This is a genomic window from Sphingomonas albertensis (assembly GCF_014358075.1).
Lineage (GTDB): Bacteria > Pseudomonadota > Alphaproteobacteria > Sphingomonadales > Sphingomonadaceae > Sphingomonas > Sphingomonas albertensis.
Map to the genome: position 1 here is coordinate 1 of NZ_JACONT010000017.1, position 14,941 is coordinate 14,941.

At 64.0% G+C, this 14,941-nt stretch carries 16 protein-coding genes and 1 pseudogene; 8 read left to right on the forward strand and 9 right to left on the reverse strand.

All coding sequences use genetic code 11. The annotated features are described in order from the left end of the window. Positions 1–21: 21 nt before the first annotated feature. Together H8S47_RS09220 and H8S47_RS09225 are read right to left on the reverse strand one after the other, a co-directional pair. A complete protein-coding gene (locus H8S47_RS09220) occupies positions 22–411 on the reverse strand; it encodes a hypothetical protein (protein ID WP_187503582.1) in 390 nt (129 codons plus the stop codon). 233 nt (positions 412–644) lie between these two features. Then, positions 645–1,334 (reverse strand): helix-turn-helix domain-containing protein, encoded by a 690-nt coding sequence (locus H8S47_RS09225; protein WP_214655016.1) that lies wholly within the window; start codon positions 1,332–1,334, stop codon positions 645–647. Between the two features lie 61 nt (positions 1,335–1,395). Between H8S47_RS09225 and H8S47_RS09230 the strand changes: the two genes are divergently transcribed. After that, complete coding sequence (locus tag H8S47_RS09230) at positions 1,396–1,992, forward strand: hypothetical protein (protein WP_187503583.1); 597 nt, start codon at positions 1,396–1,398, stop codon at positions 1,990–1,992. Positions 1,993–2,355: 363 nt separating this feature from the next. On the opposite strand, the gene H8S47_RS09235 is transcribed toward H8S47_RS09230, so the two are convergent. Beyond that, a complete protein-coding gene (locus H8S47_RS09235) occupies positions 2,356–3,531 on the reverse strand; it encodes a reverse transcriptase family protein (protein ID WP_187503584.1) in 1,176 nt (391 codons plus the stop codon). 176 nt (positions 3,532–3,707) lie between these two features. Further along, the gene (locus tag H8S47_RS09240) at positions 3,708–4,934 is read right to left on the reverse strand and encodes a phosphoribosyltransferase-like protein (protein WP_187503585.1); all 1,227 of its coding nucleotides are present in this window, start codon (positions 4,932–4,934) and stop codon (positions 3,708–3,710) included. A gap of 568 nt (positions 4,935–5,502) precedes the next feature. Here H8S47_RS09240 and H8S47_RS09245 point away from each other — a divergent pair. After that, positions 5,503–5,754 (forward strand): ArsR/SmtB family transcription factor, encoded by a 252-nt coding sequence (locus H8S47_RS09245; protein WP_235982719.1) that lies wholly within the window; start codon positions 5,503–5,505, stop codon positions 5,752–5,754. Positions 5,755–6,000: 246 nt separating this feature from the next. On the opposite strand, the gene H8S47_RS09250 is transcribed toward H8S47_RS09245, so the two are convergent. Further along, positions 6,001–6,240, reverse strand: coding sequence for a hypothetical protein (locus H8S47_RS09250; RefSeq protein WP_187503587.1), 240 nt, complete (start codon positions 6,238–6,240; stop codon positions 6,001–6,003). 328 nt (positions 6,241–6,568) lie between these two features. Here H8S47_RS09250 and H8S47_RS09255 point away from each other — a divergent pair, with 328 nt between their 5' ends. The 3 genes and pseudogenes from H8S47_RS09255 to H8S47_RS09265 all read left to right on the forward strand — a co-directional run bounded on the left by H8S47_RS09255 (position 6,569) and on the right by H8S47_RS09265 (position 7,766). Then, positions 6,569–6,757 (forward strand): hypothetical protein, encoded by a 189-nt coding sequence (locus H8S47_RS09255; protein WP_187503588.1) that lies wholly within the window; start codon positions 6,569–6,571, stop codon positions 6,755–6,757. Next, positions 6,758–7,045: a LexA family protein gene (locus tag H8S47_RS09260; RefSeq protein WP_268933047.1), complete on the forward strand. Its 288-nt coding sequence runs from the start codon at positions 6,758–6,760 to the stop codon at positions 7,043–7,045. Next, positions 7,042–7,766 (forward strand): annotated as a pseudogene (locus H8S47_RS09265) (Y-family DNA polymerase). Before H8S47_RS09260 ends, H8S47_RS09265 begins: the two are co-directional and overlap by 4 nt. Positions 7,767–7,908: 142 nt before the next feature. Here the strand turns inward: H8S47_RS09265 and H8S47_RS09270 are convergent. The 4 genes from H8S47_RS09270 to H8S47_RS09285 form a co-directional block, all read right to left on the reverse strand. Continuing rightward, positions 7,909–8,103: a hypothetical protein gene (locus tag H8S47_RS09270; RefSeq protein WP_187503663.1), complete on the reverse strand. Its 195-nt coding sequence runs from the start codon at positions 8,101–8,103 to the stop codon at positions 7,909–7,911. Continuing rightward, positions 8,096–8,317, reverse strand: coding sequence for an SOS response-associated peptidase family protein (locus H8S47_RS09275; protein WP_328805474.1), 222 nt, complete (start codon positions 8,315–8,317; stop codon positions 8,096–8,098). The genes H8S47_RS09270 and H8S47_RS09275 overlap by 8 nt, the downstream gene beginning before the upstream one ends. A 106-nt stretch (positions 8,318–8,423) precedes the next feature. Continuing rightward, positions 8,424–9,197: an SDR family NAD(P)-dependent oxidoreductase gene (locus tag H8S47_RS09280; protein ID WP_187503590.1), complete on the reverse strand. Its 774-nt coding sequence runs from the start codon at positions 9,195–9,197 to the stop codon at positions 8,424–8,426. A 345-nt stretch (positions 9,198–9,542) separates the two neighbouring features. Then, a complete protein-coding gene (locus tag H8S47_RS09285; protein ID WP_187503591.1) occupies positions 9,543–9,983 on the reverse strand; it encodes a hypothetical protein in 441 nt (146 codons plus the stop codon). A 346-nt stretch (positions 9,984–10,329) separates the two neighbouring features. Here H8S47_RS09285 and H8S47_RS09290 point away from each other — a divergent pair, with 346 nt between their 5' ends. The 3 genes from H8S47_RS09290 to H8S47_RS09300 all read left to right on the forward strand — a co-directional run bounded on the left by H8S47_RS09290 (position 10,330) and on the right by H8S47_RS09300 (position 14,512). Continuing rightward, the gene (locus H8S47_RS09290) at positions 10,330–11,826 is read left to right on the forward strand and encodes a mechanosensitive ion channel family protein (RefSeq protein ID WP_187503592.1); all 1,497 of its coding nucleotides are present in this window, start codon (positions 10,330–10,332) and stop codon (positions 11,824–11,826) included. Between the two features lie 179 nt (positions 11,827–12,005). Beyond that, positions 12,006–13,499 (forward strand): ATP-binding protein, encoded by a 1,494-nt coding sequence (locus H8S47_RS09295; protein WP_187503593.1) that lies wholly within the window; start codon positions 12,006–12,008, stop codon positions 13,497–13,499. A 107-nt stretch (positions 13,500–13,606) separates the two neighbouring features. Further along, positions 13,607–14,512 (forward strand): helix-turn-helix domain-containing protein, encoded by a 906-nt coding sequence (locus tag H8S47_RS09300; protein ID WP_187503594.1) that lies wholly within the window; start codon positions 13,607–13,609, stop codon positions 14,510–14,512. Positions 14,513–14,941 lie beyond the last annotated feature (429 nt).

Below are 14,941 nucleotides of genomic sequence, written 5' to 3' on the forward strand. Positions count from 1 at the left end.
GCGGCGGTGCCCGGCGCGGCGCTAACGCCCCTCGACCGATTCGAGATATGCGATCCGGTCTGGCGACGCGGCCAGCAGGTTGCGGACTTCGAGCGCGGCCTTGGCGACCCTTCCGATCAGCGAACCTCGAAAACCGTAACGAGACGCCCGCAGGACCCCATCGCGCCGCATGCAGGCGATCGCGTGATCCGCGTCCAGGAACACCATGGAGAGCGCGGTCGCGATAGCCTCGCGTGGCCGGTCACCGTCCAGATGGCGCTCCAGCACATTGACGTGCGCCTTGACCTCCGACGCGAGCGCCTTCGACGCGGGGGGACGTGCCTCGGCGCGCAACAGTGCGACCATCGCGGCCTGACTCCTGGCGGCGATCAGACGGGCCGCAAGATCGGCGACTGGCTGCGGCTTCGACATCTCACGTTCCTTCTATTCGGCTTCGGGACGTGCCGATATGATGCGAATGCTCACGTTCCGCGACGTAGGGTGTGGAAATGACCATTCCGGCCCACATCATGGCGACGACCAATGGTGGCTCGCTGCCCGCCGGCTCGTTCTCCGCTTGACCGACATCACGCTCCACGCGGTGTCGCGCCAGATCTGGGTCTACGTTCATGATTGCTCTTCCGCTTCCCAGAAACAGCCTACATTCAATTACGACGATCAGTTAGATTTACATTCCCGCCGATGTTCAGCGCGAGCGGCTCGTAGTTATCTTGCCACTCTCGGAAGTTAAGATCCAACGCGTATTGAAAAACTGGAGCGATATTGACAGTGCCATTCGGGTTATACGTTGGCCCGCTCAAAATAGATGTGAAATTGAAAACACTCGGTGCTGAAGTTTTGCCACCTGGGGATGCCCAATATGCCTGAGCCAAGGTGAAGAGATGATCCTGTTCCAACGAGTTGGATTGATTGAATAAGACAGCCCAACCGTTCTGCTGAAATATCATCCCGTAACGCTCGGCGACGCCCATGACAGTCGATGGCTGCGTACCGAGATAGGAGCAGACCCGGAAAAGCGTCTCAAATTGAAGAGGGCTTTTACCAGCTTCCACCTTGGTCCACGCGCTGGCGGTCTGACCCAAAGCGTCAGCAACCTGAGCCTGATGCAAGCCACGTTCCGCGCGCGCCTCGCGAAGCAGAATTGCACAGAAACTGGTCCAAGCCGTTATCTGGCCGGTATTTCCAAACAGCACCATACTCACCTTTATATTCCTGGCAGGAACATAGAGCTTCTCAATGGGAAGTCCATAAAGGTTTTGGGTTAACCGCCAGATCCGAATGCGGACCGTGCGCCCGCTTGCGCCGAAACCGATGGCGCCATGAACCCGACTCATGGCTTGGCCTGCCGTATCGGACCAGGTAGCTGGTCCTGGTTGCAACGCGGGAGTTCGGAAAGTGAGGAGGCTTACTTCTAGCGAGGTCGCGGTCATCGACGGGCTGACGATGATGGGCTTGGCGACGGGGTGGGAATGGATGGCGGCTCTCGATGCCGGCACGCAGGCTCAGGTCGCCTTCCGAACCGACGAGCGCACGGACGGCACCAACTCGGACACTGCGATGAAAACCCATTGGGCAGGCGGCGGCCACTTGGTCATCCACCACAATCATCCGAGCGGGGAGAGCCTCTCCCATCCCGACTGGAACTGCTTGCTCGACCCCGATCAGCCCATGGACGAGATATTCGCCTGTACGCTTGACGGCACCGTCTACTATGGCGCGCTCGTCGACGACGCTACGGCCCGGCAGGCACTGGCTCGCTACGGCTTTGCGCACCCGTCTGCTGAGACGGCCATCTTCGACTCGTTGGCCGGCCAGACGCTAGGTTTCCGGACCGCAGTCGCTGCGACATTCGGCAAGCATGCCGTCTCGCTCGCGCTCGGCCAGCGAGGCTTCGCCTACGACATCGCTCCCGGTCCGGTGATGCAAAGAGCCCTTGCGCATGTATCCGGGCCGATCGCCGCAGGCACTGCTGCCGCCCTAGCTAAACTCTAGGCCGTCTCACGCCCGATCCAACAAGGTCTGGCTAATTAAGTCGAGAATTGCTCAGGTTTGCCGTAGGCACCCGCACGTCTACGATCCCGTCACCCGTCTTTCTCAGGCATCAGACGACGGAATCTTCTTGGCCATACCTCTGCTGGCCGCCGCCGATCGGACAGCCGCGTTTCGACCACTCGCGGGAGCCTAGCGCCCAAACCATCGCTTGCATCCGGTCGCGATCCGTTTGCGCTGAGCGACTTCAGGATACGAGGTATCCGAGTAGGGGCTCAGTCGAGTGCACCTCCGAAAGGCCATCGGCGGCTGTGCGGCCCGCGCGAGCCTCGAAGATCTCGCGTCGAACTCCTTCCGTGGAAGGTTTCAGTCGTCGTCCGACGCTCCGGACCAGCGAGGCTGGACCAGCGGCCAGTTGGCAGTGCGGAAGAGGGCCAGTGCATCCGCCGCATACTCAGGGTCGACGCACTGCGCCCAGGATATCAGACCGCGGACATGGTGATACATGCTCGACACTCCGGTCTTCCTCGCCATCGCATGCGCCGCCGGCCCATGCGATGGTGCGGTGAGATAGTGGAGATGTAGCCGAAGGTTGTCCTTGAACTCACGAGCGAGGCGCGGCCGGTCGCCGTCGACAAGCATGCCGAGAACGATCCGCCGAGAACCCGGGCCGCGGATAACCGTCTTGCGGAGGTTCGGGCTGAAACCGTACTCGTTGAGGATGCGTAACACCTGCGTCCGGCACCGGCGCATATCGGCAAGCGCGATCGCCGAGCCATGTGGGGCGGAAAACGCCAGATCGTCGGCGTATCGCGTGTAGCGCATGCCCATCCTCGTTGCTAGGTTGGCGAGTCGCTGGTCGGCGTGACGCATGACGAGGTTCGCCAGCATGGGACTTGTCGGAGCGCCCTGTGGCAGCACGCCTTCGTGAGGATAGTTGTAATATGGGATCGCCACCCATCTTGCAGCAGGATCGGGAGCTGGCTTGGACGATGGGATCGGCCTCGTCACCAGTCGCGCCATTTCGAACGAGATCAGCTTCTGAAACCCGATCGCCTCGAAGACTGCGGCGACACTGCCTTCGCCGATGCTGTGGAAGAAATCCTGTACGTCGACCTTGAGCAGGAACGAGCACTCGCAGTGCTCTTCCGCAGCGAGATAGGGACTTGATCCGGGATGGAAGGCGTAGCTCGCCTCGTGCGGCGCCACGTGCTGGATCACGTTCTCGACGATCCAGCGCTGAACCTCCTTCAGCGACGGGGGCGGAACGCTGATCGTGCGCATGCGACTGCGACCCGGCACGCGCTTCTTCAGACGGAATGTGCGGTAGCCAGTGGCTGCACTCCGGGCCACCACCTGCCGAAGATAGCGGTATGGCACGTCGGTCAGAAACGCCAGATGGCGCAACGTGAGGACCGGCTCGATACGTGGGTCGGTGTCGCGTATCCGGCTGATCGACGCGAGCGCGTTGGCCAGCACGTCCGGCGGAACACCCTTACGCCTGCCTTCCGATCGGTAGCGCTGAGGAGCCGGCGCGGGCATCTACTTCGACCCACCCCGGGGGGTGGGACTGCGCGTCGCAACCAAGGCCCCGACCGGCGTGACGTGCAGTCTCGCGCAGCGCGAAGGCCCAGCTCCACTTTTCGAACGCCGGAAATCCGACGCTCCAGATCCCAAGAGGACCAGTCGCCGCTCGCGCGGCGCATTCCTAGCCGGCCTCACCGACTCCTCAGCTGCGTTGGATAGTAGAACGGCTTGCTGTTCGTGGGAAGCACCGGTTCGCGACTGCGCCGCCTGCGTAGGCGAAGGAGCTCGCGCCGTCCGAGATCAGTCAGCGAGAAGCGCCGACCCCGTTGCGATGCCCAGCGGGCAATGACCAGATAGCCGGTGATCTCGTCGACGCGCTTCAGCGACACGCGCGAGAGAGCCGAGATGGCCTGTGCCGACGACGGGCCCTTCTCGATGGCGGCCAGCACCAGCATCGTCCTGATCCAGCGCTCGCCGACGGGGCGATCCAGCCGATCGCGTGCCGCCTTGATTCGAAGCAGGGCGGCGGCCCGCTCCATCAACTGTTCGGCGGCGTCGACGGGGAAGTCATAATCGGCGCCCAAGGTGCTGCGCTCCCGAAACAGCGGCTGCCAGCCTCCCTTCGTCGAATGCAGGATGTACGGAGCGTTGTTGGGCACGCCGTGCGCGAAGGCAATCAGCGCTCCGCCATTGTTGAATCCGAGGGGATAACGCTGACGTCCAGGGTAGCGGCGGCAGAGATCGGAGACTTGCACGAGCTCTGCCCCGTCGAAGACATCGTGGATCGTGGGGCAACCGGTCACAACATGTACCCGGGGTCGCAATCGGCTTGCCCGCACAGTGGCGATCCCCTCGATCGTTCCGGAATACGCGACGACGTGAAAGCTAACGTAATCGTAGGATCGCCAGCTCTGCAGCGTCGCCACGCGGGCGAACGCCTCCAGCATCTCGGTCACACGCTTTCCGGACCCGATGAAGTCCGTCACGATGACGATCGGCCCCACCTTCTCCTTGCGCATGGCGTCGGGTCCTGGATGCGACAGGACCGAGCCGCCATGAAGACGGGAATAGCTCGTGATCAGGTTCGCGACCGTGCCCTCGCTGCCCACTTGCGGGTCGTCGGGCGCGATGGCCGGCACGCCCGCCCCGGTCGCCCGCCCCCTGTCGCCGCCGGGAAAGAACGGATCGATCTCCTCGCCCGTCTTCACCACCGCCCGCTCGGCAAACAGCGCCAGTGGTCTGGCATGGTCGGATCGACCCGCCGCAACCGTATCCAACAAACCCACGAGTCCGCGATGCAGCTCGTCGCGCCGCACCAGCATTATTTCGTCAATCAGAAGGGTCGCAGTGACGCGCTCGACCTCGTCAAACTTATCGAGCCAAGCGGACGCGAAGGCGGACCCGGACAGCTTCGGCAATCTCGTCCCCCCCTTTGCGCACCGCTCAGTTCCTAATGGCGGCCATTCCCGGCATGGGCAAATGGTTCAGTTCGCCGACTCGCCACGTATTCGCGCGTGATCCGATCGGACTGCCTGCTCTCTATCCGGCCAATAAGATCAGTTTGACCGAAGACAACCCTCGAACGTGCGAGCCAGCATCATGTCGTCTGGTGCGAAAGCGTACGCCTGGACGTCATTCACCCCGCCCGCGTGATCCGGCCAGCGGCTTAGGTACGAGTCACTCGCCGTCGCACGACCGTCGCCAGGATGTTCCCGCAACCGGCCATCGAACCTCGAAGCATGACCGACTTAAGGCACCGGACATCGCAACAACCAGCTCGCTGGTGAGACGTCCGAGGCCCGCCATCGTCCTTTAGGTCATCCTCCACGTCCTTTTGGATCGGATCAATCACCTCGGAAAACGTGGGAGCACCGTGAGCGAGGAGACAGAGAGCGGAAGATATTGAAAATACGCCTTCCGCCGTCTTGCGTTAACAATTTGTTCGGCTATTCTAGACACATGGAAGTAACTAATGCGATCACCGTCATGAGCGCCCTCGCACAGCCGACCCGGCTGGCTGTTCTCACGATCCTGACAGCGGCGGGGCCCGACGGCCTGACCGCCGGCGAGCTGGCGGAGCGCACCGGCACTCCGGCGAACACGATGTCCGCCCACCTGACGATCCTGTCGCATGCAGGACTGACCGCGTCGCGTCGTGCCGGACGCAACATCATCTACCGGGCGCTCCCGGAAACCGTTCGCGATCTGACGGCGTACCTCACCGAAAATTGCGGCTGAGGCCGGGGCTTCCGGCCGTCGCCGCATCGCGATCGCCGAAGTCTCCGCTACCTTTCGTAACCGAGAGCGGCACGGGCGACGACTACGCTGCCAGAGACGCCATCGAGCGCCATCGAGCGCCATCGAGCGCCATCGAGCGCCATCGAGCGCCATCGAGCGCCATCGAGCGCCATCGGTCTCGATGCACGGTGCGCGGCGGTTGTCAAGCGCATGGCGACGAGCCGTCCTGACCGCGTCGGCCGATCTCTAGTCGGCCATCCAGTCGCTTTCGGCATCGTCGATGGCCGCGAACGCGTCGCCATCCGCCTGCTGCTTGCGAAGGTGGGCCCGTACGGCTTCGGGATCTCCCCCCTTTGGAAACGTCCGATCCGCCCGGGCCGCCTCGGCGATGCCGTCGACCCAATCCCCCCGATCGCGCTGGCCCAATAGCCATTTTCCAAACGCCGGCTTTGGCCCCGGCTCGCTGTCGTCGTAATTGATCATCATCGCATTTTTCAGGTCAATGCCACACTCATCGCACCCGCCGGATGTTCTTGCAATGTTCTTGAGATCGACACGAAGAGCGCCTAGCTAAGGGACGGCCGCTTCACCGCGGTTCGACACGGCTGGAGCGATGAGATGCGGTACGACCAAGGGCCGCGCGCGAGGGCGCGCGCCATTCACGACGAACGCGAGCTGCCGGCTTCGACAGTGGCATGTGGTTCTGGCGGGGCCGAGCGCCCCAACCCGGTCGGGTGTCTGATGACGGCACAGGAAGTCTCCGACCTCCTGGCGGCTCGGAACACTCGATCCGTCCCCACGTCGGTCCGGTAGCATGGTGCGGAACACTCAATCGCGTGCGGTCGTAGTACCCACGAACCGGGATGAGACGTCGCTACGTCTCCACGACGTCCCGTTCGAACTCGCGAGCAGCGAGGTGCCGTTCTTTCTGTCCGACATCCCGGCCGGTTTCCCCTCGCCGGCCCAGGACGACATGCAGGACCCGATCGACCTCGGCGCGTAGCTGGTCCAGCATCCGGCCGCCAGCTATGTCATGCGCGTCGAGGGCCGATCGATGGCGGGTGCCGGCATCAACGACGGCGATCTCCTCATCGTGAACCGGGCCAAGGCACCGCGCCCGGGCGCGATCGTCGTCGCCCCCGTCCACGGGGAGCGGACGCTGAAACGCCCGCACCTTGTCAACGGACGCCACTGGCTCGTGCCCGAAGCCGAGGGTTACGCCGAGATACTCGTTGACGAGCACGTCGAGATCTGGGGCACCGTCGTCGGCGTCGCGCGCAGGATGGCATGAGCCCGCCGATCGCGCTGATCGACTGCAAAAACTACTACGTCTCGTGCGAACGCGCGTTCGACGCGAGCCTGATCGGCGTGCCCGTGATCGTCCTTTCCAACAACGACGGCTGCGCCATCGCCTGCTCGGCGGAGGCCAAGGCACTGGGCATCAAGATGGGCGATCCCATCCACCACTTGCGCGACAAGGTACGAGAACACGGCATCAAGGTCCGTTCGTCGAACTACCGCTCTACGGCGACATGCAGCGCCGCGTGATCGCCGCCTGCGAGCCGTTCGCCCGCGACTTCGAGATATATTCGATCGACGAGACGTTCCTCGATCTCGCCGGCTTCGAACAGCGCGATCTCGTCGCGCACGCCCAAGCGATGCGGGCGCAGGTCCAGCAATGGACGACCATTCCGACTTGCGTCGGCATCGCCGACACCAAGACGCTGGCCAAACTCGCCAACGCGACCGCCAATAAGGATCCGCGGTTCGAAGGCGTCGCCGATCTGCGAGACGAGGAGACGCGCCGCGACGTGATGCAGCGCTTCGCGGTGGGCGACGTCTGGGGGGTCGGCGGAGCGACGGCGCGCAAGCTCGCGGATCTCGGCGTCCATACTGCCGGAGCGCTACGGGACATGCCGATGAAGCAGGCGCGCGCAGTGGGCACCGTGGTGCTCGAGCGGCTGGTCGCCGAACTTCGAAAGCGTACCGTCGAACGCGGTCGAGGCGGTTGAGCCCCGGCGCAAGGGCATGGCCGTCGGCGTCCCGACGGCGCCACCTTTGGCCAGTTCGTTCAACCGCCGCCGTGCTATCCCCTCGCTCCGTGCCAGCCGAATGCGTAGGTCACGCCCGGGAGCGAGCCTCGCGAACGTCTCGCTACTGCTTCGACGCCCCGGCGATCACGTCGACCGCAGCGGCGATCCTCCGCCAATCTTTAAGCGCTTCGACGTCCTCGAGCATGCCGAATAGCCGCGTCGCGAACTGGTCGCCATCGTCGTCCCCGAACTGGGAAACGATCGCTAAGGCCTTCTCCCAGACGTCGCGGTCCGACACTGCCCTGCCCTCAGCCAATTTTCGCACCCTTTCGGGACGGGAACACCGGCCGGCGGACGGTCATCGCGTTCGCCGGGTAGGGCTTCTGCAACGCGATCACGTCGTCGTAGCTGCCAGACAACCAACGTTCGTGGTCTTGAGGGCGAAGAAACGTGATCGTCGCCGTCGGATGGATCGGCGCGACAAGCTCGTTCGGGTCGCACGTCACCGTCATCTTCTGGCTATGATTCACGAGTCGTGAGCCTAGGCGCGGTGGACACGTCCTCGCCATGCCGAAAGACCATATTAAGGCCTGACTTGGTGAAAGCGTAACAGACGTACGCGCTGCAGTTTTGCCCCTAGAAGATGGTTGGCGTGATGCCGCCGTCGACCCGCAGCGCTGCGCCATTCGTAGCTGAGGAAAGCGGACTTGCGACATATGCCACTAGTGTCGCGATCTCCTGTGGCTCGATCATCCGCTGAATTAGCGACGTCGCACGGTCCTTGGCGAAGAAGGCACGCTCGATCTCTTCCGTCGGAGCATCCGGATCCTCGGCGACGCTCCTCAGGAAGTCGACGATACCCTCCGAACGCGTTGTACCGGGCATCACCGTGTTCACGGTCACCCGCGTACCCTTCGTCAGTCCAGCGAGTCCCCTCGATATCGAGAGCTGCGCTGTCTTCGTCATGCCGTAGTGGATCATATCCGGCGGCACCATCACGCCGGACTCGCTGGCGATGAAGATCACGCGTCCCCAGTCGCGACGGATCATGCCGGGAAAGTAGGCTCGTGACAGCCGCACGCCGGAGAGCACGTTGACTTCGAAGAACCGTCGCCAGTCGTCGTCCGTGATCTCACCGAACAGCTTGGCCTCGTAGATGCCGAGATTGTTCACGAGTATGTCGACTTCGGGAACCGCGGCGACCAGGCGCTCAGCGCCATCGGCCGTCGCCGGATCCGCCAGCACGCCCCTCGCACCGGTTTCCGCCACGGCGGCATCGAGCTTCGCCTGATTGCGGCCGCAGACTATCACATCCGCACCTTCGTCCTTGAGGCGTCGGGCGATTTCCAGGCCGATGCCGGCGGTTGATCCGGTGACGAGAGCGGTCTTGCCTTCGAGTTGCAGATCCATGTTCGATTCCTTTCAAGAGTTCCAGTCGGGTGCGAGGCCCTGAGGGCTGACGAGAGGACCGTCTGAGGACCGAGCCCCGTGGTCGTCCTCGGATCGTCACCCGTCAGGACGAAGTCGAAGATCCGAACGCCGTCTGCATCGACCATCGACATCCTGCCTGCCCTTGCAGACGATATGACGGTTGAGCAGTGGGTTGATAACCAGGCTGCGTTCCACATGAGCTTGGAATCGACTTCACAGACGAGGACGATCCGGTCGGACGTCGGATCCTGTGGGGTGCGCCGAGGGAGCCGACGCTCGATGCCTGTCCAGAGGATGAAGGCCCCGAGCGTCCGTCCGCCTCCGTCACCGAGCCTGCTTCCTCAACTCGACCGGCAGTTGGTCGATCGGACAATACCGGTAGGTCGTCGCTCCGCGTGCTCGACCTGTCGAGAACGTGAGTGCGTCCTGGACGGATACGGTCTGCCGCTCGACCACTCTTGGCGCACGGCCCGCGCCTGCATCGATGCAGGACTGGCTGACGTCGAACGTGCTTCCCCTGCGCGACAGTATCCGAGCCACGCAGGACCTGGTGTGTGCGGTGCTGATCCCTCTACCGTCATACTGCCGGATCGCGGCGTTCGCCGGCTCACGGCAGGAAGAGCCCTTCGCTACGAAGATGCCCGGCTTCAGGAGATAGACGCCTCCCGGCTTTCGCGACGTATCCACGCTGGCCGTCGCGACGGCGACGATCATGCAGGCGGCGGCGACGGCTCCCGCCGCGTGCAAGGTCGTTCTGATCTTCATGCGCTGTTCCTCGAGGTGGTTTTGGGCGTGGTGGAAGTCGAACTGACTGACCGACGGCCCGCGCTCGGTCTTGGATCATACGAACACGAAAGGACCGGACGGCTGAACGGTCAGGACGAGTCGGATCGACGCCTGCTCGTCCGACATGGATCGTAGCGGCGGCGGCGGCGTCATCGTCGCAGTGGTCGTCGGACGTCCGTCGGTCTGGCGGAACCGTCAGGCTGCTCACCGCCGACCCCATGCTTTCGATCAGCTTGAACGGGCTGCCGCCGGATGACATCGATGCAGTTCGGCCGAGGCCGATCCGTCGATCGGTCTTCGATCCGCTGGTCGAGCGGTCCGGACAATGCGAGAAACGAACATGTATTCCTTCCTCCTCCCGATCGTTCTTCTCATCACGACTGCCGCGGGGGCCCTCGCCGTACGTTCGAGACCGCTGGGCGTGCGAGCGGGCTTCCTGGCCCTGCTGGTGACGGTTCCGGCCTCGCTGCTGTACTGGTCCGGCACCTCGCCTCTTCTCACGGGTGATACGGTCCCCATGGGACCGGAGGGGCACTGGCTGCGAGCCCTCGGGATCGTCTGGTGGTTCGCGGCGGCGCGTCTGCTGGCCCTGATCGTCGATCGCATCCTCGGTCACGACGAGGCTTCGCGAGAGGCCCGCATCACTTCGGACCTGCTCTGCGCGGCGATCTACATCGCGGCCTTCCTAGTGGTGCTGAACTTCGTCCTGCTCCTGCCGGTCAACGGTCTCGTCGCCACGTCGGGCATCATGGCGGTCGTCATCGGTCTGGCCTTGCAGAACACCTTGTCGGACGTCTTTTCGGGCGTCGCCGTCGGCATCGAGCATCCGTTCGCCGTCGGCCACCGGATCTCGCTCGGGGAAGGCGTCGAGGGCGTCGTCGTCCAGGTGAACTGGCGGTCGATCCGGATACTGACCGACGGCGAGGACGTGGCCACGATACCGAACAGCGTCGTGGCGAAGGCGCAGATCGTGAACCGGAGCTTCCCGACGGAGCGCCGTGCGACCAGACTGCAACTCGTCCGCCCTGCAGCGGAGTCCCCCGAGTGGATGATGCATGTTCTGCGGCAGGCCGTCCTGCTGTGTCCGGATGCGCTCGAGACGCCTGCCCCTTCGGTCACGATCTCCAGCCTCGGCATGCGCAGCACGACCTACGCCGTCGACTTCTTCGTCGCCGGGTCTTCGATGATCGGACGCACGAAGAGCCTTCTGCTTCTGCATGTGCACAGGCAGTTGCGATACGCGGCGCTGCTGGCGGAGGACGAAGCGGGCGTCGGCGAGGAGGTGGATCCCCGGGCAGGAACCGCGACGGCGCTGGTGAGCCAGATCACGCTCTTCGATCCCCTCACCGAAGCGCAGCGCGGGGACGTCGCGAGGCAGATGAAGAGACGTACGCTGGAGGAAGGTGATCTGCTTTTCCGGGAAGGCGCCGAAGACGATAGGTTGTACGTGGTGGCTTCCGGCGTGCTCGAGATAAAGCGCGCTGCCGGCAACGGTGCGCAACTGCTGATCGGCCGCATCGGCGCCGCCGAATACATCGGCGAGATCAGCATGCTCACCGGCGCCCCCCACACCGCCGATGCGGCAGCCTGCACCCGAACCGTCGTCTACGAGTTGTCGCGCGACGTCCTGTCGCCTCTGCTTCGAGACAACGCCGAACTGACCCAGGCGTTCGAGCAGTCCGTCCAGCGCGGACTGTGCCTCGCTGAACGAGCCGTCGCCACGCAGGCGGGGGCACCCTCGGCCGGGCCCGGCGCCATACTCGCCGGCATCCGCCGGCTCTTCGGTCACGGCGCGACCCCAGCGGGGGCGCGGCGCGAGTGAGAGCGCCGGCGACAGAAAGCGGCTTATTCGTTCCCCGAACGTCCTCGCCGATGGTTGCACCGACCACTATTGCGACGGCTTCGTAATAAAAGCGCAGGATCGTTTGAGACGCGCCCGAAGCGAAGGCCGATGGCCTGCGTACGCAACGGGCGAACCATCCGCTGCGGTGGAGCAGCGTGATGAAGATCGAGGACGACCATGCGGTCCGGGCGACGCTCGTCGCTGGCCGGGCATGGATCGGTGCTGGGCTCGTGTCGCTGGTCGCCGCCCTCGCCATGTCGCTCTGGCCCCACAGCCTCTTCGGTTCACTTCACGAAGCGGCGCTTGCGTCTCTCCTCGTACTTTCCACGGGATTGATCGCGTTCGGCCATCGACGGATCTCCGCAGGCCCCGGCATCGGTCCCGCCGACGCGCAAGGCGGCAACCGATTCCGCTTCAGCCGCATTCCCTTCTGGGAACAGGACTGGTCCCCGATCCGACGACGCCTCGCCGGGATGGCGCCACGCAGCGACTTCGCCACGTCCGGCGACGCCGAGATCGGCGAGTTCGCATCGACGATCAGGACGATCGCCGCCAACGGCGCTGCGATCGTCTTCACCGAACGCGTAACGCCGGACGAGGCTGCGTCCCGGTACCTTCCTCCGTTCGACGATGCCGTCGCCCTGGCGGCGGTTCGCGCCTATCTGCACGGGGACGTCGGCTTCGAGACCGAGACGGAACTCGAGACGGCCGACGGCGAAGCGATCTGCGTCGTCGTCTCCTTCGACTTTCCGGACGATCCGACCGGAGACGTCGGAGTGTTGATGAGCGCGGTCGACATCTCGCCCTACAAGTCCTCGGTTCCCGAACGATCCGACGAAGGAGCGCTCGCAAGGACTTCGATCGACGCAGACGCCATGGGCATACTCACGACGGCCATCGTCGACGAACTGTGCGAGCACCTGAGCACGGTCCAGATCAGCGCGGAGTCCACGGTGCGTTGGCTCGGGCGAGCCGATCCCGATCTGATGGAAGTCCGCAAGTCGATACGAAACGTCCTCCTCGCCAACGATCGGTCGGCGATCATCATCCGCTTGGCCAGGGACTTCCTCCGGAAGTCCGGAACGTCCCTCGAATCCCTCTCGCTCGCCGATCTCATCGACGAGACGGCGCTGCTCATGGCGAACGAACTTTCCGCGGCGGGAATCGACCACGAGCTGCTCATCGCTGACGATCTTCCCGAGATCACGGCGGACCGGGCCGCGATGCAGCAGCTCCTCATGCAGCTGCTGGCCGTCGCGATCGAGGCGCTGAAGGTCGAGGAGACGCTTGAACGGCGGCTCACCATTCTGGCGAACCGCCATCACGACGACGAGGTGATCGTCGCCATCGAGGACAACGCCGGAAGCATCGGGCCTGAACGACTGGATCCTGCCGCAATACCGTCTGCCGGCATCGTCTCAGTAGAAAGACGACGACTGGCGGCTTGCCGGGAGACCGTGGTCGCCCATGGAGGCAAGCTCCGGATCCTGAGAAGGCCCGGCCTCGGCTCCGTGATCTCCTTCACGTTTCCCGCAAACGGGATCGGCGTCGGTGAAGCCGATGGGGAGGTCCCTCCCAGCATCGAGGAATACGTCACTCTCCAGGAGGAACTGTCTCCGCTGCGCTCCGCACCCCATACCAAGAGATATTAGAAGCCGAGCGACGCCATGCCTATTCTACCACGACGAACACGGTGCGATGTCGCACCGATCTGCGGAACCGACGGGACGCAGCGGTTCATTGCCGTAGGATCCTGCTGATGCGACAGAACCCCGAAACGAACCGGGTCCACCTCTACGTCCCCGCGCCCCGCGTGCAGTCGATCAGTCTCAACGGTCCCGGCGAACACCCCATCACGGTGACGCGGCTGCGGTCCGATCTCGAAGATTCGGGAATGACCACCCCGCATCTGGTCGAGGACGCGTTCATGATCTCGATCCAGCTGCGTGACTATCGCGGCGACATCTTCCTGCGCGGGCGCAAACTCGCCTTCAACCGCCAGGCCGCGGGCATGGTGCTGATGTACGACTACCAGCGGGAATGGAGCGCACACCTCCGCTCGGCATTCGACTGCGTCAACATCCATGTTCCGCGCTCGGCGCTCGACGCGGTGGTGAACGACCGGCATTCCGGCACGGTGGAAAGCCTGCGGTTCGAACCGGGCGAGCCGGAGCCGGATCAGACGATCCTCGGCGTCGTGCAGGCGCTGATCCCGGCCCTCAATGCACCGAACGAACCCAATCAGCTGTTCCTCGATCACATGGGCTGGTCGCTGGGCGCTCATGTCGTCAATTCCTACGCCGAAGTCGTGCACGTGAAACCGGCGGGCCGGGGCCATCTCGCACGCTGGCAGGAGCGACGCGCCAAGGAACTGATCGACGCCAATCTGGCCAACGAGATATCGCTTGGGACGCTCGCGGCGGAGTGCGGGCTCTCGACCAGCCACTTCGCTCGCGCCTTTCGTCTGACGACCGGCGTCCCCCCGTATCAGTGGCTCCTGGGCCGTCGCCTCGAGCAGGCACAGACCTTCCTGCGCGACGAGGACCTGTCGATCGCACAGATCGCGGATCTCTGCGGCTTCTCCGATCAGAGCCACCTCACGCGCGTCTTCACGCGTGCCACAGGCGAGCCGCCGGCAGCCTGGAGGCGACGGCAGGGCGCCTGAGCAGGACTGATTTACGAAGGTCAGCGGGTCACCGGATGGCCCGTCCACTACGACATGATGGTGTCGCGTTGCGATGGAACCCACGTGGACGATCTGGGCCGTCACCGACCCGCCCTGAATTCCCGCCGCATCGGGAGCGCCCTCTTGGTCGAATACGTGCGTCGTTCGGCTGGCAATTCTCCAGGATGTCCTTTCAGGGGGCTATTTTCCAACATCCCGCATCTCGACATTCATGCGCAGCCCCGCGTTCGTGACCTGCCATCGAAGCGCAGTGCCCAAAATAACATTGGTAGCTCGGAGTTCCGTGCAGGAATGCCGGGGTGGGCACGCGCCGCGCCTGTCCACATCATCGTTCATGCGCACCACGTCCAAGCCATGCCGTCTCTCGCCAAGCCGGTGTGGATCGGCCGGTCGTATCAGACGGGCATC